The sequence below is a fragment of the Dehalococcoidia bacterium genome (assembly GCA_041649635.1).
In the GTDB taxonomy this organism is placed as follows: domain Bacteria; phylum Chloroflexota; class Dehalococcoidia; order E44-bin15; family E44-bin15; genus JAYEHL01.
In genome coordinates this window covers 218,611-245,100 of record JBAZMV010000004.1, presented here as the reverse complement: position 1 = coordinate 245,100, position 26,490 = coordinate 218,611, and the positions used below count along the sequence as shown (strand labels likewise).

Annotated in this window: 24 protein-coding genes; 19 read left to right on the top strand and 5 right to left on the bottom strand. The window is 53.0% G+C overall.

Annotation, left to right across the window (positions count from 1 at the left end):
- From WC562_07700 to WC562_07640, 13 genes are all read left to right on the top strand, one after another.
- Window positions 1-419: hypothetical protein (locus WC562_07700; GenBank protein ID MFA5056036.1), on the top strand; the 419-nt coding region annotated here is incomplete at its 5' end.
- Between the two features lie 221 nt (window positions 420-640).
- A complete protein-coding gene (locus tag WC562_07695) occupies window positions 641-2,449 on the top strand; it encodes a dynamin family protein (GenBank protein ID MFA5056035.1) in 1,809 nt (602 codons plus the stop codon).
- Between the two features lie 98 nt (window positions 2,450-2,547).
- The gene (locus tag WC562_07690) at window positions 2,548-2,976 is read left to right on the top strand and encodes an HIT domain-containing protein (protein MFA5056034.1); all 429 of its coding nucleotides are present in this window, start codon (window positions 2,548-2,550) and stop codon (window positions 2,974-2,976) included.
- A gap of 361 nt (window positions 2,977-3,337) precedes the next feature.
- Window positions 3,338-4,927, top strand: a complete 1,590-nt coding sequence (serA, locus tag WC562_07685) for a phosphoglycerate dehydrogenase (GenBank protein MFA5056033.1) — start codon at window positions 3,338-3,340, stop codon at window positions 4,925-4,927.
- A 28-nt stretch (window positions 4,928-4,955) separates the two neighbouring features.
- A complete protein-coding gene (ligA, locus tag WC562_07680) occupies window positions 4,956-6,956 on the top strand; it encodes an NAD-dependent DNA ligase LigA (GenBank protein MFA5056032.1) in 2,001 nt (666 codons plus the stop codon).
- Window positions 6,957-7,227: 271 nt separating this feature from the next.
- Window positions 7,228-7,665, top strand: coding sequence for a flavodoxin domain-containing protein (locus WC562_07675; protein MFA5056031.1), 438 nt, complete (start codon window positions 7,228-7,230; stop codon window positions 7,663-7,665).
- 23 nt (window positions 7,666-7,688) lie between these two features.
- The gene (gene pth / locus WC562_07670) at window positions 7,689-8,255 is read left to right on the top strand and encodes an aminoacyl-tRNA hydrolase (GenBank protein ID MFA5056030.1); all 567 of its coding nucleotides are present in this window, start codon (window positions 7,689-7,691) and stop codon (window positions 8,253-8,255) included.
- A gap of 78 nt (window positions 8,256-8,333) precedes the next feature.
- Window positions 8,334-8,810, top strand: coding sequence for a TIGR00725 family protein (locus WC562_07665; GenBank protein MFA5056029.1), 477 nt, complete (start codon window positions 8,334-8,336; stop codon window positions 8,808-8,810).
- Between the two features lie 10 nt (window positions 8,811-8,820).
- Entirely contained in the window at window positions 8,821-10,107 is a 1,287-nt protein-coding gene (eno, locus tag WC562_07660) for a phosphopyruvate hydratase (GenBank protein MFA5056028.1), read from the top strand.
- Entirely contained in the window at window positions 10,104-11,153 is a 1,050-nt protein-coding gene (locus WC562_07655; GenBank protein MFA5056027.1) for a 2-hydroxyacyl-CoA dehydratase, read from the top strand. The genes eno and WC562_07655 overlap by 4 nt, the downstream gene beginning before the upstream one ends.
- 52 nt (window positions 11,154-11,205) lie before the next feature.
- Window positions 11,206-12,219, top strand: a complete 1,014-nt coding sequence (gene gap, locus WC562_07650) for a type I glyceraldehyde-3-phosphate dehydrogenase (protein ID MFA5056026.1) — start codon at window positions 11,206-11,208, stop codon at window positions 12,217-12,219.
- Between the two features lie 120 nt (window positions 12,220-12,339).
- Window positions 12,340-13,902, top strand: a complete 1,563-nt coding sequence (locus WC562_07645) for a radical SAM protein (protein MFA5056025.1) — start codon at window positions 12,340-12,342, stop codon at window positions 13,900-13,902.
- 106 nt (window positions 13,903-14,008) lie between these two features.
- On the top strand, window positions 14,009-14,839 hold the full coding sequence (locus tag WC562_07640; protein ID MFA5056024.1) for an MBL fold metallo-hydrolase: 831 nt from the start codon (window positions 14,009-14,011) through the stop codon (window positions 14,837-14,839).
- Between the two features lie 52 nt (window positions 14,840-14,891).
- On the opposite strand, the gene pheA is transcribed toward WC562_07640, so the two are convergent.
- The 5 genes from pheA to WC562_07615 form a co-directional block, all read right to left on the bottom strand.
- Window positions 14,892-15,725: a prephenate dehydratase gene (pheA, locus tag WC562_07635; GenBank protein ID MFA5056023.1), complete on the bottom strand. Its 834-nt coding sequence runs from the start codon at window positions 15,723-15,725 to the stop codon at window positions 14,892-14,894.
- 2 nt (window positions 15,726-15,727) lie between these two features.
- Window positions 15,728-16,396 (bottom strand): TrkA family potassium uptake protein, encoded by a 669-nt coding sequence (locus tag WC562_07630; GenBank protein MFA5056022.1) that lies wholly within the window; start codon window positions 16,394-16,396, stop codon window positions 15,728-15,730.
- Complete coding sequence (locus WC562_07625) at window positions 16,397-16,804, bottom strand: TrkA family potassium uptake protein (GenBank protein MFA5056021.1); 408 nt, start codon at window positions 16,802-16,804, stop codon at window positions 16,397-16,399. It abuts the gene before it with no gap.
- The gene (locus WC562_07620; GenBank protein ID MFA5056020.1) at window positions 16,804-17,238 is read right to left on the bottom strand and encodes a universal stress protein; all 435 of its coding nucleotides are present in this window, start codon (window positions 17,236-17,238) and stop codon (window positions 16,804-16,806) included. Before WC562_07620 ends, WC562_07625 begins: the two co-directional genes overlap by 1 nt.
- 67 nt (window positions 17,239-17,305) lie before the next feature.
- Window positions 17,306-17,887: a two pore domain potassium channel family protein gene (locus WC562_07615; GenBank protein MFA5056019.1), complete on the bottom strand. Its 582-nt coding sequence runs from the start codon at window positions 17,885-17,887 to the stop codon at window positions 17,306-17,308.
- A gap of 196 nt (window positions 17,888-18,083) precedes the next feature.
- Here WC562_07615 and WC562_07610 point away from each other — a divergent pair, with 196 nt between their 5' ends.
- The 6 genes from WC562_07610 to WC562_07585 all read left to right on the top strand — a co-directional run bounded on the left by WC562_07610 (window position 18,084) and on the right by WC562_07585 (window position 26,414).
- On the top strand, window positions 18,084-18,971 hold the full coding sequence (locus WC562_07610) for a DDE-type integrase/transposase/recombinase (protein ID MFA5056018.1): 888 nt from the start codon (window positions 18,084-18,086) through the stop codon (window positions 18,969-18,971).
- A 340-nt stretch (window positions 18,972-19,311) separates the two neighbouring features.
- The gene (locus WC562_07605) at window positions 19,312-21,048 is read left to right on the top strand and encodes an FAD-dependent oxidoreductase (GenBank protein MFA5056017.1); all 1,737 of its coding nucleotides are present in this window, start codon (window positions 19,312-19,314) and stop codon (window positions 21,046-21,048) included.
- A 32-nt stretch (window positions 21,049-21,080) separates the two neighbouring features.
- Complete coding sequence (locus WC562_07600) at window positions 21,081-22,757, top strand: NAD(P)/FAD-dependent oxidoreductase (GenBank protein MFA5056016.1); 1,677 nt, start codon at window positions 21,081-21,083, stop codon at window positions 22,755-22,757.
- Between the two features lie 655 nt (window positions 22,758-23,412).
- Window positions 23,413-24,096 carry a vitamin B12 dependent-methionine synthase activation domain-containing protein gene (locus tag WC562_07595; GenBank protein ID MFA5056015.1) on the top strand — a complete coding sequence of 228 codons (684 nt, stop codon included), beginning with the start codon at window positions 23,413-23,415 and terminating at the stop codon, window positions 24,094-24,096.
- Window position 24,097: 1 nt separating this feature from the next.
- Window positions 24,098-25,531, top strand: coding sequence for a trimethylamine methyltransferase family protein (locus tag WC562_07590; GenBank protein MFA5056014.1), 1,434 nt, complete (start codon window positions 24,098-24,100; stop codon window positions 25,529-25,531).
- Window positions 25,532-25,610: 79 nt separating this feature from the next.
- Window positions 25,611-26,414 (top strand): dihydropteroate synthase, encoded by an 804-nt coding sequence (locus WC562_07585; GenBank protein ID MFA5056013.1) that lies wholly within the window; start codon window positions 25,611-25,613, stop codon window positions 26,412-26,414.
- Window positions 26,415-26,490 lie beyond the last annotated feature (76 nt).

Here is a 26,490-nt window from a genome sequence, read left to right as displayed (position 1 = left end):
CCCCTCACTTCGAGGGCAAAAATCTGACCACTCTCTCCCTGAGAGATATCGATACCACCCTGCTGAAACTGGAACGGGACCTGGCCGCCGAACGCGGCAAGCTCGCCGCCAACGACCCGGAGGCCTCCACAACGGCCATGCAGCGCAAGCAGAACCTGGGCATGAACGCCATACTCTCCGTTTCCCTGGCCCTGGCCAGAGCCGTGGCCCACATCCAGGGCGAGGAACTCTACGGCCTCATCAGGAAAGAGATGTTCTCCATCATCGATTCCCTGGCCAAGGACTGCGGCGTCCAGATCAAAGGCAACGAGGTATCCGATTACATCGCGGCACTCCGCGAAGTTAACTCCATACTCGAAAAACAGGATAAACCTCTCTTCGAAGCCCTGAGAAATAAAACCGGTATATATAACCAATAGGTTTATCCAAATTATTTCGCCGATTCCAAAACATTTACAGCATATTGTATTTTTGTTATCATAAAAACAGTTAAGGCGATGATGCTCGCCCGGGAGCGATCCCGAAGTGCCCGCCAATCAACGGGATGATAGCCTCTACTGGCTTTGCAGGTAGAGGCTATGTTATTTATAGCAAGGTTTTTTTACATCTCTGCCTGACGGTAATTTTAAAAGGTTACATTATGGAGAACGAAAATATAAGGGCAGACACTTTAAACGCCATTCGCGAAAATGAATCGCCGCTGATTTCCGTGCTCAAGGACGCACAAGCCCTACTCGACGGCCTCGGCGATGAATTCGCATCCGAACGCAATCATCTCTCCTCCTTAGAGGAGCGGCTTTCTACGGCCCGTTTCCACCTCGCAGTGCTGGGACAATTCAAACGAGGGAAGAGCACCCTGCTCAATGCCCTGCTGGGAGAGGAGCTGCTGCCCTCCGCCGTGGTTCCACTCACATCCGTCCCGACGTTTCTATTTTGGGGAGCGACCCATATAGTCAGAGTGGTTTTCCTGGACGGCAACGTTCACGATTTTGTCCCTGAGAGTGCGGCAGAGGCCAGGGAGCTTCTTTCCCGGTACGTTACCGAGGACTGTAACTCTAAGAACCATCTCTGCGTGGCGCATGTTGAAGTAGCGTGTTCCTCGCCGCTACTTCAGAAAGGCGTGGTTCTCATCGACACGCCGGGTATCGGCTCAACGTTCCAGCATAACACCGAGGCCACCGTGAATTTCCTGCCCCAATGCGACGCGGCGCTGTTCCTGGTATCCGCCGACCCGCCTATAACCCAGGTAGAGATAGAGTTCCTGAAGACGGTGCGGGATAAGGTGGTAAAAACATTTTTCCTGATGAACAAGGTTGATTATCTTTCAGAAAAAGAGCGTCAGGTAGCAGTCGAGTTTCTCAAGAAGGTGCTGCAGGATCAGGCGGGGCTCGACAGCAGCGAACCGATCTTCAGCATCTCGGCACGCCGCGGGCTGGAGGCGAAGCTGAAGGACAACGGCCAGCAATTAGCGGATAGCGGCATTTCAAAGCTGGAGAATTCACTGGTCGAGTTCCTCAACCTGGAGAAGATACAGACCCTGAACCTGGCTATAGCCAGAAAGGCCGGTGACATTATTGGCGAAGGCCTGCTCCAAATTCGCTTGAAACAGCGTTCCCTCACACTTCCCTTAGAGGACCTGGAACAGAGGCTGGCAACATTCAATCAGAAAATCAAGGAAATAGACCGGCAACGGGAGCTGGCACATGACCTTCTTGCTGGAGACCAGAAACGACTTATCGAAACGCTGGAACAGGAGTGCGCAGCGGAATTAGAGAAGAATCGTAGAGAGTTATCCCTGATTCTCACAGAAACACTGGAAAATACCGCCGGCACCGAGTTGATAGAGAAGAATATTAGCGCTCGCTTGTCCGATATAATCCCGGACCTGTTCAGCGGAAGCTTGGCCAAAATATCGGGACTGGTCAACCAGAGCATGCAGGACATACTAGGCTCTCACCAAGAAAAGGCAAACGATCTGGCCGAGACAATATGGCGAACAGCAGCTGAGCTCTTTGAAATACCGTATTCTCCGGGTAAAGGTGACGAAAGAATAGTGACGACCAGTAAGCCTTCTTGGGTAACCGAGAACTGGAGCGCCGCCATGAGCCCCATCCCTAGAGAAATATTCGAGCGTATACTCCCCAGGAGCATGGCCGTCCGAAGGATCAAGAAATGGTTACAGCAGGATATAGAGGCCATAACGCTGCATAATATCGAAAATCTGCGATGGGCAACAATAAAAAATGTGGATAAGACGTTCCGCCGATTTTCTTTGAACCTAGACGAGCAATTGGAGGAGGTATCCCAAGCCACTCTGGGCGCTATTCAGGAAGCTCACACCCGGCGGACACAGCAGGCCGACAGCGTCAATATCGAGATTAAGAAGCTGCGGGACTTCGAATCAAAGCTGCAGAGCATTCTCGATAGTCTGGCAGCCATTTCTCTTTGATCCACAAAGTATGCCGGGAATAATTCTTCATCGACATCTGTTAGGAAAGCCGTGGTCATCACTGCCGTCTGCTATACTAAGGATGAGGTAAAACAAGCATGAGTAACAACAACTGCCCATTTTGCAAGATGGTTAAGCATGAGTTAAGCCCCGTTGTGGTTCAGGAAGACGATGAGATACTGGCGATTATGGACCTGTACCCGGCCACTCCAGGCCATGTACTTGTGCTGCCTAAACGGCATATCGAAGACATCTACGCCATGCCGTCAGATACCGGAGCCCGCATAATGGCCGTAGCGGTCTCCATAGCTAAAGCAATCATGGAACAATTAAGTCCTAGCGGACTGAACCTGATACAGGCAAACGGAGCCGCCGCGGGACAAACTATATCCCATTTCCATCTACATATGGTTCCCCGCTATCGGGACGACTCCGTGACTCTGCGTTTCGGACACGGCGACACTCCTGAGACTATCGAAGAACTGGAGCAGATAGCTTCCCTGCTGCGCCAAGGTTTGAATGATTGACAACCGTGAAAAACGATTACAGACAGGACTAAGAATTTTTACCGGATAAAACCAATCCTCCGATCTCGCAAAAGTAGGATGTTGTATTAGTCCCCGGTGAATTCGATTAACAGAAAACCTCCACCGCATACTCTTTTTAATAGAAATGATTTCGGCTATAATGTAACCGTATACCGACAATCGAATCGACACCATAGGGATTGTCCGATATAGATGTCATCATGAAAGAAGCTTTTAGACAAACAAGGATGAAGACGGGGGGAATTGGAGCCGGCTCTCCCTCGAGCCTGGCTTCGTAGGGAGAGCTTCTGCAAATATCCACAATAATACTTTTGTCATTCCAAATTTTTAAGGGGGATATATGAGTCACCAATTCAAGATACTAGTCGCCGACCCCCTCGCCAAAGAGGGCGTGGAGGCGCTTAAAGCATACGCGGAAGTTGACGTTAAAACAGGCCTTTCCAAGGACGAACTAAAAGCCATTATCGGAGAGTACGACGCCATCGCCGTGAGAAGCGAGACCAAGGTAACGGCTGATATCATCGATGCGGGCAAGAAGCTCCAGGTGATCGGACGCGCCGGCGTCGGCGTGGACAACGTTGACCTGGACGCCGCAACCAGGAACGGTATCATGGTCGTGAACGCCCCTACAGGCAATACCATCTCTGCGGCCGAGCACACCATCGGCCTTATTCTGGCCCTGGCGCGCCACATACCGCAGGCCAACCAGAAGCTCAGGGCCGGCGAGTGGAAACGCAAAGAATACATGGGCACCGAGCTCAGGAACAAGACCCTGGGCATCGTAGGTTTCGGCAACGTGGGTTCGGAGGTGGCTAAACGAGCCGTCGGATTGGCGATGCGGGTCATAGCGCACGATCCCTTCGTTTCGGTTGAGTTCGCCGCCAACTTCGGCGTTAAGATGGTCACCCTCGATGAGATACTCGCCGAGTCGGACTTCATTACGCTGCATACGCCTCTTTCCGCCAAGACCAAAGGGCTTATAGGCGAGAAGGAAATCGCCAAGATGAAGCCCGGCGTCCGTATCATCAACTGCGCCCGCGGCGGCATCATCGATGAGGAACTGCTCTGCAAGGCGGTGCAGGACGGCAAGATCGCCGGAGCTGCGGTAGATGTGTTCACCAAGGAGCCGGCCCCTGCGGACAACCCGCTGCTTAAGAACGAGAAGATCATCGTTACCCCGCACCTGGCCGCGTCCACAGCCGAGGCACAGATACTGGCCTCAACCGACGTAGCGGAAGAGATTATTGCCGTTCTAAACAATAAACCGGTGCGCTATGCCGTTAACATCCCCAGGATACCGGCCGCCACACTGGCCATCATCGGCCCGTTCATAGGTGTTGCCAAATCGATGGGCAAGCTGCTCTATCAGCTGGGAGAAGGGCAGATGGAGGGCCTCAACATAAAATACGAAGGGGAGATCGCCGGCTGCGATACTTCGGCGCTCAAGGCCAATATCCTGGGCGGCCTGCTCGAGGGCACCGTCGAGGAGCGCGTCAATCTAGTAAACGCCAATATGATAGCTCAACGCCGCGGTTTGAAGATCAGCGAGACAACAGACCCGGCATGCGAAGTATATACTAATGTAATCACGGTGGAGCTAAAAACATCAGCCGCAACCGTCACTGTCGCGGGCACGGCTATCAGGGGAGAGCCCCATATCGTCAGGATCAACGATTTCTGGATCGACATCATTCCCAGAGAGGGGTACTTCCTCTTCAGCGATCACAAGGACCGCCCCGGCCTTATCGGCTCGGTAGGCACCATACTCGGTAACGCCGATATCAACATCAGCGCCATGCATCTGGGACGGCTGGAACCTAGAGGCAAGGCCCTGCTGATACTGGATGTCGATGAAGCCGTCAACGAAGCTGTTCTTAAGAAACTTATGGAACTGCCCGAAGTATATACAATGAAGCTGGTTAAGTTCTAATCGCCGGAGTTGAACCTTCGTGCCGGACATCGAAACAGCAAAAAAACAGATAGCTGAGCTGCGGGAGCGGCTCAGCTATCATAGTTATCGTTACTACGCTCTGGACAGCCCGGAGATATCCGATGCCGAATACGACCGCATGATGGTCGACCTGCGCAGTCTGGAGGAACAGCATCCGGAGCTGATCACCCCCGACTCCCCCACCCAGCGCGTGGGCGCCGCCCCCCTCGCCGAGTTCGGAACCGTCGAGCATCCAAAACCGCTTCTCAGCCTGGCCAACGTCTTCTCCGACGATGAACTGCTCGCCTGGCACAAGAGAATCTCGAATCTGGTTCCAAACCAGGCCATGGACTTCGTCTGCGAACTTAAGATGGACGGGCTCGCCGTGGCGCTGACATATGTCGATGGCAAGTTAATGAGAGGCGCCACCCGCGGCGACGGTTTCCGCGGCGAGGACATCAAGCAAAATCTGCGCACAATCAAGAGCATACCGCTGGCCGTGCCCAAAAACGCCCCGCGGAAATTCGAGGTGCGCGGCGAGGTGTACCTTTCCAAGAAAGGCTTCGAAAAGCTGAATAGGGAGCGCGCCGCGGAGGAACTGCCGCTGTTCGCCAACCCGCGCAATGCGGCGGCCGGGTCGCTTAGACAGTTGGACCCGCGCGTCACGGCCAGGCGCCCTCTCGATATATACATCTACGCCATAGGCTATATCGACGACCCGTCGGTCAAGGCGCCGGCTACGCACTGGGAAATGATGGAGTACCTCAAATCGCTTGGATTTCGCATAAGTCCCTACAGCGCTAAGACCGCAAACATTGATGAGGCTACCAGATATTACCACCGCTGGTGCGACTGGCGCGAGAAACTCGACTTCGAGGCTGACGGCGTCGTCATCAAGGTCAACTCCCTCGCGCTGCAGGAGACGCTGGGTGCGGTAGGCCACGACCCGCGCTGGGCTGTGGCCTACAAGTTCCCCGCGATACAGGCAACGACAAAGCTTCTCGACATAGGCATAAATGTGGGCCGCACCGGAAGCCTCAATCCATACGCTATTCTCGAGCCTGTTTCCGTGAGCGGCGTTACGATCAAGCGGGCGACGCTGCATAACGAGGAGGACATCAGGCGCAAAGGTCTGCGCATCGGCGACACGGTGATAGTGCAACGGGCCGGCGATGTGATTCCCGAGATCGTGGCCCCCGTGATATCGAAACGCACCGGAGAGGAAAAAGAATTCGTCATGCCCGACCGTTGCCCTTCATGCGGCAGCGAGGTGTACAAATCAGCGGACGAGGCCGCAGCGCGGTGCACAAACGCGTCGTGCCCGGCGCAGTTGCACCGTCTGGTCGAGCACTTCGTCTCGCGCAACGCAATGGATATAGACGGCGTCGGCGAGAAGATAGCAGCATCCCTCATATCAAATGGGCTGGTAAAGGACGCATCCGACCTCTATTACCTGACCAAAGAACAGCTCCTGACCATTAACGGTATAGAAGAGAAGAGCGCAAATAACATGCTCGAAGCCATCGATGAAAGCAAGGGTCGATCTTTAGAAAGGCTCATCTTTGCGCTGGGCATAAGGCATGTGGGCGCTGAGATCGCAGACATACTGGCAAACCACTTCGGCAGCATCGACGCGCTGTCGCAAGCAACCGAAGAGGAACTGACGCAGATACCTGCTATCGGCCCGAAGATAGCGGGTAGCATCGTAGCCTTTTTCCAAAAAGCTGTGAACCGTAGTATAATCGAGAGGCTGGAGCAAGCAGGCGTCGCTTTGAAGGAACGCGAAGGCGCGAAGAAAGACCTGCCGTTCAAAGGACAGCAGTTCGTGCTAACCGGAACGCTCGCATCATTTACTCGAAGCGAGGCGGAGACGCGCATAAAGGCGCTCGGCGGAGGGGTGGGATCGAGCGTAAGCAAGAAGACGACGTACGTAGTGGCGGGCGCCGATCCCGGTTCGAAGCTGGAAAAGGCGCGAAAGCTTGGTGTTAAAATAATCGGCGAGGATGAATTCCTCAAGCTGATCAAATAAAAGGGCACCTTACATGATTTTCTCAGAATCCAGACAGGTTTATACGGATTCTTGAGAATTGTGGCTGTGCGAGTTGAGAATCTTCATCTTAGCCCTCTTCCCTTGCAGATGGAGAGGTTACTTTAAGAGAGGTACAGGAGAGAAATCTCTCCTGACGGGGTATTAGGGGTGTCCCCTATCATTTTTTGAATCCCCCAAGAATGGGGGATATCAGGGGGTTGATATAATAGTAATTCGATAATATCGACAGCTTTAGAGAGGAGCTAACCTGATGACCAAAGTACTTATAGTTTACTCCAGCCAGACAGGCAATACAGAGGAGATGGCTAATGCCCTGGCTGAAGGGGCCAAATCCGTAAACGGCGCGACCGTGGTTATGAAAAAGGCAGCCGACACAACGGAGAGAGATCTCATATCATGCGACGCCGTGGCCTTCGGCTCACAGACGACCTTCGGATACATATCCGGAGCGTTGAAGGACTTCTTCGACCGGACGCTCATCCAGTGCCGCGAGAAAACGAAGGACAAGCCCTACTGCACGTTCACCAGCAGCGGCATGGGCAAACGAAAGGCCCTGGATGTCCTGGACGGCATTGCCTTTGCCTACAGCCTGAAAAAAGTAGGAGATGGCGTGATGGCCAAGGGAAAACCGACGCCGGAGGATATCGCCGAGCTTAAAGTCCTGGGCAAGAAACTTGCCGGGGGCTAATCTCAGGACGCAGTCTTGATACTATGAAACTTATAATCGGGCTCGGGAATCCGGGTAAAGGTTATGCCGGTAACCGGCATAACGTGGGCTTCCGATGCCTCGATTATTTCGCGCGCCGCCACAGGATCGAGATCAAAGAACGCAGGTGGCGCGATCGCAGCATGCGCGCCAGATTCGGCATAAGCGACATCGACGGCACGGCGGTAGTGCTGGCCAAACCAACCACCTTCATGAACCTCAGCGGTCAGGCGGTATCGCAACTGATGCACCGCTTCAAAGCCTCTGTCTCCGATATCATCGTAATTTGCGATGATATGGACCTGCCTGTGGACAAGATACGCATACGCCCGCAGGGCGGCTCCGGCGGCCACAAGGGCCTGGCCTCGATTATCAGCTCCATAGGAAGTGACGCTTTCACCCGCATCCGCGTCGGCATCGGGCGGCCGGACAATGACGAGGTATCGTACGTGCTGAGCAACTTCCCGCCGGAGGACAGGCGAGCCATCGATCAAGCCATAGCGACCGTTGCCGACGCAGTCGACTGCATCTTAAGCGAAGGCCTCGAGGCCGCTATGAATCGATACAACTAGGACGGCGCGGCATCTTATTTGCCACAAACACTTAAGGAATGCTATAATCGCCTTCACCCAGATATAGAGGCTATTGATTTGAAGGACAGGATTTTCATCTCCGTGATAGGCGCCAGCAAGTGCAGCGCCAAAGAGGCCAGGCTCGCCGAGGAAGTAGGCCGCGAGCTGGCCAGGCGCGGCGCTGTCGTCATCTGCGGCGGTCTCACCGGCGTAATGGAGGCCGCATGCCGCGGGGCCAAGTCCGAAGGGGGGCTCACCGTCGGCATCCTGCCGGGCAACAACCGCAAAGATGCCAACCCGCATGTCGACATACCTATACTCACCGGCATGGGTTATACCAGGAACCCCATCGTCGTACGAACGGGACAGGCGGCCATCGCCATCGGCGGGAAATACGGAACCCTCTCGGAGATAGCCTACGCTCTGCAGGAGAAAATACCTGTTATAGGCCTCGGCACATGGAAACTTGCCAACGGTAAATCTAAGGAAGTCTCGATTATCATCGCCAGAGATGCATCGGACGCCGTTGAGAAAGCCTTAGACGGCATCGGATAAGGAGGGGAAAATGGCCTCTATTGAAGCATTGATCGCCAGGGAAATACTGAACTCTCTCGGTTATCCGACATTATGGGTGGATGCAAGGCTCACCGACGACACCACCGGCCACGCCTCGGTGCCTTCCGGAGCGCCCACCGGCACCCACGAAGCCGTGGAACTGCGCGACGGCGATAAGAACCGGTTCTGCGGACTCGGCGTGCTCAAAGCAATCAGCAACATAGATGAAATTATCGAGCCCGCGCTCATCGGTATGACCGTACGCGACCAGGAGGCTATAGACAGGCGTTTGATAGATCTGGACAGCTCACCCAGGAAATCCAAACTCGGATCAAATACTTTACTTGGTGTCTCCCTGGCCCTTGCCAGCGCCGCAGCTGCTTTTCATAAAATGCCTCTATATCGCTACATTGGCGGTGAAGAAGCTAATACCTTGCCTGTTCCGATGATGAATATGATAGACGGGGGGAGACATGCCATCGATTCCATGGATGTGCAGGAGATCATGATAACGCCCTTAGGCTCATCTAAATTTAGTACAGCCGTCAGGATGTGCGCCGAGATATATCAGAAGTTAGGCTGGCTCCTCATGGACAAGAAGCTCAACACCGGCGTCGGAGACGAAGGCGGCTTTGTGCCTTCCCTTAAATCGAATCGGGAAGCCTTGCAATTCCTCGTTGACGCCATAGAATCTGCCGGATATAAGCCGGGGGTAGATTGCTTCATCGCCATAGACTCCAGGAGTGTCGACCTATATAAAAACGGCAAATACGTATTGCCAAAAGAAGGAGTCTCCTTTACCAGCGCCGAGATGGTGGAATACTACGGCCGGCTGGCCGGAGAATACCCCATTATCAGCATCGAGGACGGCATGGCTCCGGAGGACTGGGACGGCTGGAAGCTGCTGACGGGCAAGCTTGGAAGCAAGGTGCAGATAGTCGGCGACGACCTTTATTCCACACAGCCCGACCTGCTGGCCAAAGGCATCAGCGACAAGGCTTCCAACTCTATTTGCATCAAGATGAACCAGATAGGAACGCTGACCGAGACGCTAAGGGTCATCGACATGGCCAAGGATGCGAAATGGACGGCGGTCATAAGCCACCGCTCGGGAGATACGGCCAGCACCTTCATCGCCGACCTGGCCGTGGCCAAGAACACGGGGCTTATCAAGGCGGGTGCTCCATGCCGCAGCGAGCGCTCGGTCAAATATAACCGGCTGCTGGAGATAGAGCACGAATTGGGAGACCACGCCCGCTTCCCCGGAATGAACGCGCTATATAACCTGGGAAAATGAAAACCATCGGCATAACAACAACGGTCCCGACAGAGGTCCTGCTGGCCGCTGGCTGCCAGCCCATCGACCTCAACAATGTCTTCATATCCGACCCCAACCCGGAGCGCTTAGTGACAAAGGCCGAGCGCGCCGGCTTCCCCATCAACTGCTGCACCTGGATCAAGGGGATATACGGCACTGTTATGGAGCGGGGCATCGACCCGGTGATCTGTGTCACCAACGGCGACTGCTCCAACACGCAGATGCTCATGGAGGTGCTCAAGCTTAAGGGCGTGAACGCGATACCGTTCGCCTATCCTGACAACCCCAACCTGCTGCACATGCAGGCCTGCCTAGAATCGCTGGCCAAAACGCTCGGCGCCACGGTCGATGAGGCGGAAAAGGTGCGATTAGAACTCGAACGGCCGCGCTCGCTGGCGCGTGAGCTCGACAAGATGACCTGGAAAGAAGGCTTCGTCAGCGGCTTCGAGAACCACTTCTGGCTGGTATCCGCCTCCGATTTCAACGGCGACGTGAGCGAGTACGAGAACGGATTGAATCGATTGTTAAGCGAATGCCGATCGAGGAAACCTTACGGCGATGACATGATCCGGCTGGCATACATAGGCGTGCCGTCCGTCTTCGGCAGAGACCTCTACCGATTCCTGGAACGCTGCGGCGCGCGCATCGTTTTCAACGAGATACAGCGCCAGTTCGCCATGCCGAACGAATGCAGCTCCCTCTGTGAGCAATACTGTAAATATACATACCCTTATTCACTCTCGCAGCGGATCGAAGATATACTGCCGGAGCTTGAGAGACGCCGCGTGGACGGTGTTATACACTACGTCCAGGCGTTCTGCCACCGCGGCATCGGAGACATCGTAATACGCGAACATATCAAGCTGCCAATGTTGACTGTTGAAGGCAATAACGAATACAATCTGACACAGCACCTTAAAACGCGACTAGAGGCGTTCCTCGATGTAGTAAAGAACCATCGCGATAAGAATCGAAGCAGGGGTGAACCCATGTGTTTGCCCTCTAATGGAGACACAGGAAGTTGAGCAATTCTTAATCAGTTGTTTAAAGAAATCGACAAAATCAAAGGAGGGTGTAATGGTAACAAAGATAGGTATCAACGGATTCGGACGGGTCGGCAGGCAGGTACTGAAGGCAGTTATTGAAAACCACGCGGGCAGCCTGGAAGTAGTCGCCGTGAACGACCTCGCCGACACCAAAACCAACGCCCATCTTTTCAAATACGACTCCAATTACGGGATATACAAAGGCACGGTGGAAGCCAAAGAAGATGCCATAGTCGTCGACGGCAAAGCTGTAAAGGTGATCTCCGAGAGAGACCCTTCCAAGATAGAATGGTCCAAATACGGAGCCGAGGTAGTAGTGGAATCCACCGGCCTTTTCACCGACGGCCCCAAAGCAGCCGCCCACCTGAAGGGCGGAGCCAAAAAAGTGATAATCTCCGCTCCGGCCAAGGAAGAAGACATCACCATCGTTCTGGGCGTTAATGAGAAGCAGTATGACCCGGCCAAGCATAAGATTATTTCAAACGCCTCCTGTACCACCAACTGCATCGCTCCGGTAGTTAAGGTGCTCCATGAAACGTTCGGCATAGAGAAAGGCCTGATGTCAACGATTCATGCCTACACCAACGACCAGCGCATCCTCGACCAGGTTCACAAGGACCTGCGACGGGCGCGCACCGCGGGCATGAGCATCATCCCGACCACGACCGGCGCGGCCAAAGCGGTGACTATGGTAATGCCGGAGCTTAAGGGCAAGATTCACGGCATGGCTTACCGCGTGCCGACAACGACCGTATCCGTGGTCGACTTTGTAGCCGAACTGTCGAAAAACGTCAAGGCGGAGGACGTGAACGCCGCGCTGAAAAAGGCGGCCGAGGGCCCGCTTAAAAATATCCTGGTATACTGTGAAGAGCCGCTGGTGAGCGTCGACTTCAAGGGCAACCCGGCCAGTTCAATCGTCGACGCACTGTCAACGATGGTTATCGCGGATAATATGATCAAGGTCGTCTCATGGTACGACAATGAGTGGGGCTACAGTTGCCGCGTCGCCGACCTGGTGAAATACATCGCCGGCAAGGGGCTTTAAAATAAATTTATACAAATTTACATATTCCATATCTGTTATATCCTAGATGTAAGGGCGTTTGGCTAAAACCGCGACTTAAGATATAATAGATGCGCTAAAAATTAATAATCGAGGCGAAATATGCGTGTCCTGTTGTTAAGCACCCCTTATCCGCTGGAAGAGAACCCTATCCCTCCGCTGTCGCTGGCCTACCTGGCAGCCGCCCTGCAGAAGGAAGGTATCGAAGTCCAGATAATGGATCATCTGGTCTCAAAATACACGCCGGAGAAACTGAGAAGGGAGCTTGAGCAGTTCAAGCCGGATATAGTAGGCGCCACCTGCGTCACACTGAACTATCCCACGGCTTCCCGCATCATGCACGTATGCAAGAATTACGATCCGAACATCGTGACAATGCTCGGCGGTCCGCACGCTACGTTCGCTCTCAAAGAAACCCTGCTCAAAGCCCCCTGGATAGATCTTATAGTCACCGGAGAGGGTGACCGAACCCTGGTGGAGCTGGTGAGAACGATCGAGAAGGGCGGGGATTACCATCAGGTGCCGGGGATAGCATTCCGCAGCAACGGCGCAGTGGTAAAAACCGAGCCGCGCCCCCTCATCGAAGACCTGAACGAGCTTCCGCTCCCCGCCAGAGAACTGCTGCCCCTCTCCAAATATAAGGCCCTCGACGCCCCCTGCACCGTCATCACCAGCAGGGGCTGTCCGTTCAAATGCATATTCTGTTCCGGGCCCCGCCTGTTCGGACGCCGCGTCCGCTTCCGCGACCCAGAACTGGTGCTGGACGAGATCGAGCAGATTAATAAGGTGTTCGGATTTAGAAAGATAAACATCGTCGACGACACGTTCACCCTCAACGAGCGTCACGCGAAAGCGATATGTGACGGCATCATAAAACGAAACATTAAGATAGCATGGAATGTATTCGCCAGAGCCGACACGGTCAATCTGAAAATGCTGAGCCTGATGAGAGAGGCCGGCTGCGAATGGCTGCTCTACGGCGCCGAGTCAGGCAATCCGGAGATATTGAAGACGATAAAGAAGGGCACGACCCCGGACACTATAAGAAACGGCACCAGGATAGCTACGGAAGCTGGCATAAAAGTGTTCAACTCTTTCATATTTGGTCTGCCGGGCGAGACTCCTGAGACGGCGCGTCAGTCCATGGATTTCGCCCACGAGCTCGACGAAAAATACGGCGCCAAATACGGCTTTCACATCCTGTCGCCTTTACCCGGCACCGAACTCTACGATAACCCCGAGGATTACGGCCTCCAAATCCTGTCGCGCGATTGGGCCAAATATGACGCCAATAAACCGATAACTCGCACCCCGGACATGAGCCCGGCTCAGGTCATGGAGTTCAGCAACGAGTATGACCAGGCCATTACATACGCTATGGACGACATACGAAAAAGGGCCGCGCAGGGAGATCCGGAGTGTATGGAACATCTGCATCGCAAAGTGAGCGTCGATTTCATATGGAATCTTTTGAAATTCGATATTATCGAGCAGACAGGCCACTCACGGAACGGATCGAACGCGCTGTCAGACCTGGCACAAAGGATATCGGCTAAGACCGGCACCCCGTTGAACATCGCAGAACAGGAACTGGGAACGCTGGCGGAGAAAGGTCTAATCGCGCGGAAGACCTCCGATAAGAGGACAGCCTGGCAGTGGACGTAGAAAATATCAATAAGCCTTCGACACGATAAAGTTATCGCAACCATAGAAGCCCGCTCGCAGAACGACATCGGCCTGGCTATCTTCAACACCATTCAGGGAGGCTATTGTGTCAATACGAATACTGACGCTCAGCGAGAACACCGCCGGAATGCCCGGTGTACTGGCGGAGTGGGGACTGAGCATCCTCGTAGAAACAAAGGACATAAAAATACTGGTCGACACGGGCTCCAGTTCCACGGTGCCGCACAACGTCAGGCAACTGGGTGTCGACCTGTCATCCATTAATAAGATAGTGCTGAGCCACGGACACTTCGACCACACGGGGGGACTGAAGGGCGTTCTCCTTCAAGCGGGGAGAAAGATCGAGGTCATCGCGCACCCGGACGTTTTCGATAACAAAAATGCCCGCTTCGGCCAAACGGACTCGTATATCGGCATACCGTATGAAAGGAAAGAGCTTGAATCCGCGGGAGCTTCTTTCAGGTTGAGCAAAGAGCCGGTCTGGATCACGGACAAAATCGTCACCACCGGGGAGATACCGATGGTCACTGAATACGAGTCTATAGAGCCCCATTTCATCGTGAAGACCGAATCCGGCGTTGTCCCCGACACTTTCACCGACGACCAGGCCCTTGTCATCAAAACGGATGCGGGACTGGTTGTTATCCTCGGCTGCGCCCATCGCGGTATGATAAACACACTGCGCCACGCGCAGCAAATAACCGGGGTGAACGAGATCAATACTGTAATCGGAGGGACCCACCTGATTCAGGCCGGCGAAGAACGGATTTTGATGACCGCAGCCTCTCTGCTGGAGATGGGGGTGCAGCGCGTTGGCGTATCCCATTGCACAGGAACCAAGGCATCCGTGCTCCTGGCGCAGCAGCTGGGCGATGTCTTTTTCTCAAATAACACCGGCTCCAGCATAACAATATAACAAAACAGTCGACTTATTTGGAGACAAGCAGCAGGGGGGTAAACAGCCCCCGTCATTTATTGCAGCGAGGGTAGGAACCGAATATCTTCAGCATCGAAGTCCTGGTGCGGACTTCATCCAGCGCTTTCTTAACAACGGCGTCTTCCCGATGTCCGTCAAGGTCGATAAGGAAGATATACCGCCCCAGGATCTCCTTGGAAGGACGCGACTCAACCTTTGTCAGATTGATTCCCTTTTGCGAGAATACCTGCATTACCTCAACCAGCACCCCGGGGCGATCGTCGGAAAACGTAAAACAGAGAGAAGTCTTATCATGGCCGGTCGGCGCGTGGTCTTCCTTGGCAAGAATAACGAAACGCGTCTCGTTGCTGGCCTTATCCTGAATGCCGCTGGCCAGAATGGTCGCGCCGTATATCTCGGCGGCGCGGGCGGTGCCTATAGCCGCCGCCGGCTGAGATGAAGCCATCATTTCCTCGACCGCCGCCGCCGTGGACAGCGCCGCCACCACGGGCACCTTTGGAAAATGAAGCGCTACGAAATCGCGGCATTGACCCAGAGCCTGCGGTATGGAGTAGAGTACCTTTACATCGTTGATATTAATGCCCGGTTTAGCAGTAAGGTTATGCCTTATCGGCAGAACCAGCTCACACTTTATCATCACGCCGGACCCGTGAATAAGCAGGTCAAGCGTATCCGTCACGGAACCCTCAATGCTGTTCTCGATAGGCACGACGCCTTCTTCCACCCCCGCGACAGACAAAGAGACGGCATTAGCCACCGCCCGGATACTCGGGAAGGGCACCAGCCGTGCCGTCTTGTCAAAAACAAGGGCCGCCTCTTCAGCAAATGTTCCCGGCGGCCCCAGATATGCGATCTTCTTAGACATATTTATCCTGTTGATCCAGTCAACGCGGATCTCAACTGCGCCTCATACTCGGGTTGCGTCACGGCGATGATGTGGTCTCCGGCCGCGATTGTAGAACTCCCCACGGGAACTTGCGCTCCTTTAACAGAATTGATTATCAGACAGATAAGGCTATTCGCCGGCAGAACGATATCGCTTATCTTCTTTCCAACGACTAAGGAGTCGGGCTGAACGTTCACTTCTACGATTTCGAGATTGCCATCCTCAAGCGTCAGCAAATGGGACATCGAATGCGTGGGTAATTTCTCTTCTATGTGTTCCAGTATGAGATTGGTACTGCTCACAGTTACGTCAATGCCGAGCAGTTTGAATAGAGCCTCGTTTTTGGGGTTGCTGATGCGGGAAATGGTACGTTTGACTCCAAAACGGTGTTTGGCCACCTGACACGCTACCAGATTCACCTCATCCCTGTGGGTAACCGCAACCATAAGATCAGCCCTGTTTGCCCCGGCGTCCTCAAGCGTGCGCACCTCGCATCCGTCGCCGCGCATAACAACGCTGCCAAGATCCTCTGCGATTACCTTGCACTTGTTAGGATCCTGCTCTATTATAAGCACTTCATGGCCTTCGCCTAACAATGCGAGCGAAAGAAAGTACCCGACCTTCCCCCCGCCAACTACGATGATGTACATTTAACCCCCTTTGCCGAGGACTATATTCATAAGCACATTCGCTCCGATCTTTGTGGGACTCGTCGTTTCCAGTCCCAGCGACTTGTATATATCCTCACGTAACGGGTCATAAATACGACAGACAACCTTCGGCACTTTAAAGATGTGCTTCGCCGCCTGCGCGGCCATAACGTTGCGGTTATCCCCCTGAGTGGTGGTCACAAACGCATCGGCCTCTTCAATGCCGGCCGTCCGCAAGGTTTCAACATCTGTCCCATCGCCGACCAATGCCTTCCCATTGAAGGAGCGGGGCAGCCATCGAAAACTCCAAGAATCAACATCGATGACCGTCACCTGATGTCCTGCCTCATCGAGCATACCTGCAAGCATGCCGCCGACTCTGCCGCATCCCATTATTACTACTTTCACTAGCTGCCCTCACCCATTTGTTCTCGCCATACCAGCACACGGCACGGCGCATTGCGCAATATGTAAGGAATGATTTTTCCCATGTCAAAATCACCAAAACGTTTCTCGTATCTCAAGCCCATTATTACCACGTCAGCACCGCGTTCTATCGCTTCATCCACTATAGCGGGACCGGTTTCCCTGGCCTGAAGTATCTCCGTCTCCACCGGGCATCCGATGGTCTCCGCGATCTTCTCAGCCCTTGCCAGTAGCTCCTCGGCCTTTTTATTATCGACCTCCAACTCTGCGTCAAGCGGCAGAGTACGAGCCACCTCTATCACGTAAATCACAAAGACTTTGCCCTTCGTCGCTTGAGCTATGGTACAGGCGAGACGTACGGTATCATCATCCACCTTGCCGCCGCTGACAGGTACAAGAAACTTGGCTAATGGCACAGATTAATCTCCTGATTTTGTTTTCCCAAGAGGCATATTATAATGCCTATAAAAAAATACTGCAATGCTATTGGCTATCCGATTCCTTCGTTTTAGTTTTATTCTGTTTAATTTGAACATTAATGAGATTATCTGCTGTCTCTTTAAGAAGCTCTAGTTCTTCTATGGAAAGTCCTTCAAGCTGTTCCAGATTATATTCAATAGTCGATATCAGTTGCTTTTTGGGACGTTGAAGCGGACGCATGAAGTACACAGTTATTGCGGCAACTATTGCGCCGAAAAATATTGCGCTGCCGATTACCATCATAAAAGCACAAAATATCTTTCCCCAGGGTGTTACCGGCATTGCGGCAATACCGGATGTAGAGAAGCCGGCAAGAGCAGTATAAAGCGCATCACCGTACGTTATTATGGATGTTCCTTCCGCATTATGCTCAGCAAAGTATATTCCAACAGACAAACCAAGCCAAACAAATATTAACAAGATAAACATCTGAAGAAAGGGAGTGTGTATCACTAAGTCCTTAGTAAATACAAGGATCGCAGGCATTCTAGGAACAAGCCTAAGCCTCGTACCTGCCTTGCGGCTCTTGTGTATTATTCTATCTCCTGGGCGACCTTTTGGTTTCGGGTTTTTCTCTTCCGTCATTTCTGATCACCTCTCAAAGAGAACTCGTTAATCATTGGGCGGAATTGTAACCCTCCATTCATCCGATGTCAATGGTTTTCCTCTATATGCCCAGTTAATATTACAACGTATGTATTCGCTAGTGGTTGACATCCAAGGATAATTAGATTATCCTTCTCTTCGCGACACAAACACGAATCACGAGACACACATGTCAATGTCAAGCCATAAAAACCAGACTAAATCGGCCTCAGGCATAAAATGCAAATACTGCGGCTCAAATCAGACTGTCAAATATGGCAGCTATCATAACATCCAACGCAGATTCTGCAAGAACTGCCAGCGCAAGTTCGCCGACAACGACTCCCCGCCCAATATGAGAACCCCCTCGGTCCAAATAGCCTCGGCGCTGGGCATGTTTTACGAAGGCATGTCTCTGAACGCGATCAGAACGCATCTACTGCAAACCTTCGGCAGTACTATATCGAACTCCACCATCTATGAATGGATAATAAAATTTTCAAAAATGGCGGTTACTGCAGAACAGCTATATTCAAAAAGACAAACTAAAAAAGTGAGCGGACTCCTGGGACACGGCCCATTCTGGATAACTAATGAAACGGTACTGCAAATCGAAGGGGAAAACGCCTTTATATGGGATGTCATGGATACATGGAGCAGATTCTTATTAACTTCCTATGTAACCCATACTCGAACCGCGAAAGACATCAAATCAGCCTTCAGTAGTGCAATGGAAAGAAACAGCGAAATACCGGGATTGATCATCACAAACAGACTGCGAACATATACGGAAGGAGTTGAGTTGGCCTTCGGCTCTGATGCGATGCACGTACAAACGACGGGCAATATCCACCCCAAGGCTAATTATATAGATATTTTCTTTGGTCCTCTGCGAAAAAGGAATAAGACCCTCAGAAGCATTAAGAAAATTGAAAGCGCAAACTTAATTGTGAACAGCTGGTTAGTCTACTACAATTTCTTTCGCCCGAATATCGGATTAGGTAATGCTATCCCTGCACATAAAGCCGGAATCGAATTCCCGTATCGTACATGGATAGATATAGTTGAAAAGGAATACGTGTAATTACGCAGCAAGAAAGCTACTATACTATTTAAATAGAGCCAAAAAACCTAACGCGCCAACGCAGACTCATGATTATTTATAATTCAACATAATAAAATCCAAGAACAGGCCTAAGTCCCCGAACAACCGCTCGATAACAACCACAACAATAAATATCAAAGATGCAACACACCTACTGTTTCAGGCCTCAAATTAATTAATTTTAAGCATTATTAGCTTATATAGTTTACCAGTGTCTTGAAATTACCCACCAATTCCGAAAATACGCAACGATTAACTTTTCTTGACCAGTCGGAGACAGGTATATAAAATTTATGGCATCCCCAAGAAAGGAGGGTCTATGACCACGGAAGAAAGGTATGACGTTGTCATTGTAGGTGCCGGACACAACGGCACAACAGCTGCGGCCTATCTCGCGAAAAGCGGCCTTAGCGTCTGCGTTCTTGAAGAAAGGCCGGAGTGCGGCGGCGCGCAGGAAGACACCGACGTTAGAGCCGGTATTAACATCAGCCCGCATCCCGTCGCATTATATGGAGGTGCGGCCCCGGGATGGGAACAGCTTGAATTATGGAAATACGGGGCGAGATTTGACTGGTCGGCACAGAAGCTTAGCGGCGGAGATTTCTCGTCCGGGAAGTTCATGGGGCTGTTATGTAAGAGCGGAGTTTCCCAGGCTTCAGGCAAAGACCTGGAGGGCTGGCTGCTGTTATCGGGCGCCATGAATGGTTGCATGAGGGAGCTGCTTCGCGCTACCTTCTGGACCCCGCCCCATCCGTCATATATTGAAAATACAGCGGAAACGATTCCATTCATGCAGGTCTATAAGAAACACATGCCCCAGGTATACACACCGGATCTGATGGAATGGACACAGTTCGACCTGATGGACGAATGGATGGAGACCGAGCCCTTCAAGGTGTTCCAGTCATACATAGCCTGGATGTCAGGCGCCGCCGGACACATGGAAGGCATGGCCATTCCCGCCTTTGAGAGCGTGGTCGCCTCCGTACTTTACACCACGGGCGTCGTTCCCATGGGATGTATGCATGGATACTATCACGCACTGATCCGCTGCGCCATAGCACACGGGGCGGTATTCCGCACCTGCTGCCCGGTAGATGAGATAATCATTAAGGATGGCCGCGCCCTCGGCGTACATGTTAGAGAGGACGCCGCAATTAAATGTAAGACCATCTGGGCTAACAAGTGCGTTATCAGCGCCGCCGAAATAAAACATACATTCAACGAGCTCATCGGACCGGATAACGTTGACCCGGCACTATCTCAGAAGGTCAACGATATCAATCTCAAGGGCGGCCCTATATACTGCAACTATTTCATAACCAAAAACAAGCTTCGCTACAGGGCAAAGTACAAGGAAGCCGAGCAGACCGGCGTTTCCTATCCCATGGACTCTCGCGAACTATATTATAACCATGTCGCGGACTGCATGGGCAAACAGGGCAACCCGACCGTCCCCTATGACGAGATCATATGGCTCTGGGCCGGCAGCAATAAGATTATGGACCCCGTTTTCCATAATCAGTGCTCCAGGCCCGGCCTCTTTGTGGAGAGTTCCATCGAGTTCTATGTGCCTCCGCCCGAGTATCATACCGACGGTCCGGACGGCATGAACGACGAGAAACATCCCAACCACGTCAATGAGAAGCTGAAGAAGTATTTCCGCGACGCCTTCAGCTGCGTAGTGGAGAACCTGGAAGACGACCTGGTGGAACACCTGGTACTTACACCGTGGGAGCAGGAGTTCCGCAATACCGGAATGATCGGCGGCTGCTGGTACGGCGCGCGACACTGCCGCGACCAGTGGTGGAACGAGCGCCCCATACCCGAGATGGCGCGCTACCGCGTCCCCGGAATCGATGCCCTTTATATGGTGCACCAGTCGGCCGCGCACCCCGGAGGCCTTTGCCTCATGGCCTGCGGCTATAATCTGATGCACATGCTCATCGAAGACGGGATCGTCGAGCCCGGAGACTGGTGGTACCCGGCACCTTACTACATCCCTGAGAAGGGCAAGATATCGGCGGTGCCAAGACAGGGAAAGGTCCCTGATTAGGAAAGATAGGCGGAGATATAGAAGGAGGTACAATGGAAAATAAGAAATTTGACCACCAGTTGTTACTCGGTGATGTGATACCTGAATATCCATTCGAGAGCACCTACGATGTCATCATCATCGGCGGTGGCCCCAACGGACTCATGACAGCCGCCTATCTTGCCAAGGCAGGATTAAAGGTAATCGTTATCGAGCGCCGCTACGAGATTGGCGGCGGGCTGTCCACGGACGAGATACTCTGGCCGTGTTACTACTCCAACGACCATGTAATCTACCACATGATGGTCGATTATATGCCGGTGATAAAAGACTTTAATCTGGATACTCACGGCATGTCCTGGGTCAAACCGAACATGCAGGCTGCCATGGTCTTTGAAGACGGCCAATCGCTATTACTTACACGCATGATCGAGGATACACGCGATTCCTTTATGCGCTATTCCCACAAGGACGCTGTGACTTTCGGTAAGATTATGCGAAGCTATCGACGCATGGTCGATGAGCTTATCGCACCGATGACATACATACCCGCAATGTCCACCATGGACCTGATGATGCTTCTGGAACAGACCGATATCGGCAAGGAACTGGCGGAGATAGCCGAGATGAGCCCGCTGGAGATCATCACCAGCAACTTTGAGAACGACAGGATCCGCGCCTTCCTGCTTTACATATCCTGCATGTGGGGTATCGATCCTAACGAGACAGGCACCGGCCTGTTTGTACCTTTGCTGCTGTGCCGCGGCATGAACAAATGCTACTGCTTCGGCGGCTCGCATAAGTTCGCAGGCGCCATGGGCCGCGAGATCGTTCAGGCGGGCGGTACCATACTTGACAGGTGTGAAGTAACAAAGATAATCATGGAGGGCGGCAAGGCCGTCGGCGTGGAAACGCTCGAGGGCCGCACGATCAAGGCCAAGGCGGTCGTTTCGACTCTGGACCCGCAGACGACGTTCCTGCAATTCTTAGAGCCCAAGAGCCTTCCCGGCACGCTGAAGGAAGCCGTAGAGGGATGGGTCTATGATAAGTGGAGCTTCTATACCTTGCATCTGGCAACACATGAGCAGCCGGTCTACAAAGCTGAAGAACCTTGGGCCAGCGAGTCATTCCTGACCATCTTCGGCTTCGAGAGCATGGATCAGCTTCTCGCTCACTTCAAGACCGTAATCGGCGGCAAGCTGGATACAAAGCTCATGGGCGGCCACGCCACGTGCGAGAGCTTCTGGGATCCGCATCTGGTCCGCGCCCCGTGGGGCGGAGAGGTTTCCTTCTTCCAGATGCACGCGCCTTATGCCATAGACGGCGACTGCGGCAACTGGGATAAGCGAGGCCCCGAAATCAAGGAAGCCGTCCTGAAGAAGTGGCAGAAGGTTGCCCCCAACTTCACGAAGGACAATATCATCAACGAGCTGGCCGAGACCCCCGTGGACATCGAGATACGCTTCCCCAATATGAAGCGCGGCGCGATCAAGCACGGAGACTATCGCCCGACCCAGCTGGCTTCGATGAGGCCTAACCTTGATTGCTCCAACCACCGCACTCCGATACAAGGGCTGTATGTAGGCGGCGTGTCCTCTTATCCCGGCGGTCTTGTGCTTGGAGGCTCCGGATACCTGGCAGCCAATAGAGTTGCCGAGGACCTGGGCGCCAAGAAGTGGTGGAAGCCGACTAAAGAGATGGAGAAATTCAACGCGACATATATGAAATAGAAACTAAAAACAGAGCGTGTTTATGCAAGCCCGCTTTTTGCGGGCTTGCTTTTTATTAACGACCGTTCGCCAAAACAAGTATGCACACTGAAACAAAATAAGCAGCTATAAATCCAGCTGAAATGCACAGCCTTTTACATTCAGACATTCTGGAGTTTCCAGGCAGTATTCAACTTGACACGTCAAATACCTTACTATATAATAAATGTGATGTTTCACTGAGTAAATTTTTTGCCGTTGGTATGACTGGATCCGTACTAAGCATCCTTCGTAAACTATCCACCCTCAGCAACAACCTCAAATAATAAGCCCCGCAAATGCCGTCCCCTACCATCCCTCAGTAATCCTCCCTCCCATAAATACCCCGCTAAGCAAAGCCACTCCAGTGGCTCCGGTAAAAAAACCTCCCGCCGGCGAGCGCCGGTGCGGCAGGCAAGAAACGGCGTCTTAGAGGGCGTTGTGGACCAAGGCGGATTCGATTCTTCATGTAAAACAGTAAGGGTATCTTATTGATTATCGAACGTTAGCTGTTTTATAACTGATGAAAAGATCAGGGCCGAAAGCAGGAAGGTTAATCATTCGATGGCAGTTTGGAAGTTATCTGACTTTCAAATAATTGTGTTTTTCGATTTGATGATGAGTGAGGAGATATATCATGGACGCAACCGTTGCCACCCTCAATATAAGTGTAGATAAAAAACAGATATGTCGCCGCCTGGGCTACCGGAACAGCGATGAACCGAGGCCTTCAATAGTTGCTTTGATAGAAGAGAGTATAGAAGAATCCCGCCGGCTGATCGAGCCCTCCTGCACATATCAGATAATGGATGTACAGCGCATCCGCCGCCCCAGGGTCACCCTTGTTAACGGTGCAAAAATGACCGTGACAAGCGATGTGTTGAGCTGGGTACTGTACCCCTGCGAACAGGCCGCGATTTTTATATGCAGTATCGGACCTAAGCTGGAGGAGCGAATGGCCAAGCTGACAAAAGATGGGTACATGGTAAAAGCCATGATACTCGATTCTATAGGCTCCGAAGCGGTCGAGCAGTTGGCGGGCTGTTTCCAGGACGAGGTTCAGCGCATCGCAAATAAGGCGGAGGCGGAGATAACAATGCGGTATAGCCCGGGATATTGCGATTGGGATATCAAACAACAGAAGCTTATTTTTAAGAATCTGGATGGGGGCCTTGCAGGTGTTAACCTTAGTGACGAATGCTTGATGACGCCACGCAAATCCATATCCGGCATTATCGGCATAGGCTGGACCGAAAAGCGCAGGCTCAGGGTGTCTCCCTGCCGGTTTTGCACCAATCAGGACTGTACTAATAGGAGGTAATTTGGCTAGAAAAGGACTTACCGGCGGCAGTTACAAGCCGCTTAAAGAAGAAGATATAGCCCGTATCCACGACACCGTGATGAGGATATTCGAGGAGGTGGGCGTACAGGTAAACTCGGATAAGGCCCTTAAATACTTCAAGGAAGCCGGAGCTAAGGTCGAGGAGCGCATTGTAAAGATGCCGCGTGAAATGGTCATGGATCTTGTGAGCAGAGCCCCATCCGACATCATTCTTTACGGCCGCGATCCTGAACACAACCTACATTTAGGCGATGCGCGCGTCTACGCCGGCACCGGCGGCACCGCCCTCAACATCATCGATGGTACCACCGGAGACAGGCGTCGCTCCACACTCAAAGACCTGAAGGATATCGCCAAGCTCGTCGATCATCTCGATAATATTCACTTCTTCCTGTTGCCCACATATCCCGACGACGTAAAGATCGAGGATGTCGACATCAATCGATTCTTCGCCGGGCTGGACAACACGACGAAGCATATCATGGGCGGCGTGTACACGCACGACGGAATCGAGCAGGTCATTCGAATGGCGGAGACCATCGCCGGATCGCCGCAGAAGCTCAGACAGGAACCATTTATATCGATAATCTTATGCGCCATCAGCCCGCTCAAGATAGACGACAAGTACGGAGACATGATCGTAGATGTAGCCAGGGCAGGCATCCCGATCGCGCTTCCCGCCGAGCCGCTGTGCGGCTCGACATCTCCGGTGACGCTGGCGAGCAATGTGGCTATACAGACGGCGGACTCTCTGGCCGAGGTGTGCCTGACCCAGCTGGTGAACCCGGGCGCACCGGCGATATTCGGGTCGGTGGCATCCGTAAGCGATTTCCGCGACTTCAAGTACATCACCGGAGCCGTAGAGATGGGGCTATCCAACGCCGCCAGCGCCCAGATGGCGCAGTTCTACAGGCTGCCGTATTACGCCACCGCCGGCATGTCCGACTCCAAGATGGTCGACGCGCAGTGCGGCTACGAATCGGCGCTTACGACGCTATTGTGCGCGCTCAGCGGTGCGAATTACATCCACGACGCCGCCGGGCTGCTGGATTTCGCATTGAGCGTCAGCCTTGAAAAGTATGTTACCGATGACGAGATCATCGGCATGGTGATGCGCGCTGTGGAAGGCATAACGGTTAATGACGACACTCTGGCCTTCGACCTCATCAAAGAGATAGGCCCGGGCGGTCATTTCGTGCAGACAAAGCATACGCGCAAGTACATGCGGCAGGAGCACTACCAGCCTTCTTTGAGCGACAGAGAGCACCTTGAGGAATGGCAGGCCGCAGGAAGACGGGACACAGCCGTTCGCGCCAGGGAGAGGGTCAACAAGATACTCGGCGCGCCGGGGTACCGATTGCCGGACGGAGTGCGTCAGAAGGTATTAAAGGATATGCCGGGAATAATAGACTGAGTACCGATAACGTTTCGAGTTTCACCGGGCCTGCGATACGAATTCGGTCGAACCGGTACAAAAACGAGGTTGAATATATATGCTGATCATAGGTGAGAGGATAAACGCAACCAACAAATCGGTGGGACAGGCCATCGCCTCCAGGGATAAAGAATTCCTGACCGGTCTGGCGCAGAAGCAGGCCGACGCCGGAGCCGACTACATCGACGTGAACGCCGGCGTAAGCGGAACGGGCGACGGGACAGCCGCCATGGAATGGCTCATCGACCTGGTGCAGGAGGCCGTCGATAAGCCGCTTTGTATCGACAGCGACGACCCGGACATGGTCGAGGCCGCCCTCAAGAGATACCGCGGCGAGAAGGTTATGATAAACTCGGTGAACGCCGAGCCTGAAAAGCTGGAGCGCATCGGGCGATTGGTTGTTGAATGGAATGCGACAGTAGTAGCGCTGATCATGAAAGAAGGAAACATCCCCCGCGCTGTTGCGGAACGCATGGAGGCCGCAGAGACGATAATGGAGCACATGGGCCGGCTGGGGGTTAGCGAGGATCGCATCTACTTCGATCCGCTGGTGCTGCCCATATCAGTGGACACATCGCAGGGAATGGTCACGCTGAAGACCATCGAGCGGATAAAATCGCGGTTCCCGTCGGCCAAAACGGTGATGGGCTTGAGCAACATATCGTACGGGCTGCCCAACCGCGGCATGGTAAACCGGTCGTTCATGCTGATGTCGGCAGGAGCCGGACTGGACGCGGCGATACTCGACCCGCTGGACGCCAGGATGATGAGCCTGGTGCGGGTCGGCGACATGCTTACAGGTAACGACCAGGGGTGCAGAAAATACATCAGGGCTCACAGAAAGGGCCTGCTGGTGGAATAATCGTGTAAACACATATCCAGACCCGACTTCGATACTTCACAGGAAACAACTAAGCCTCCGGATGGAATCGAGGAAG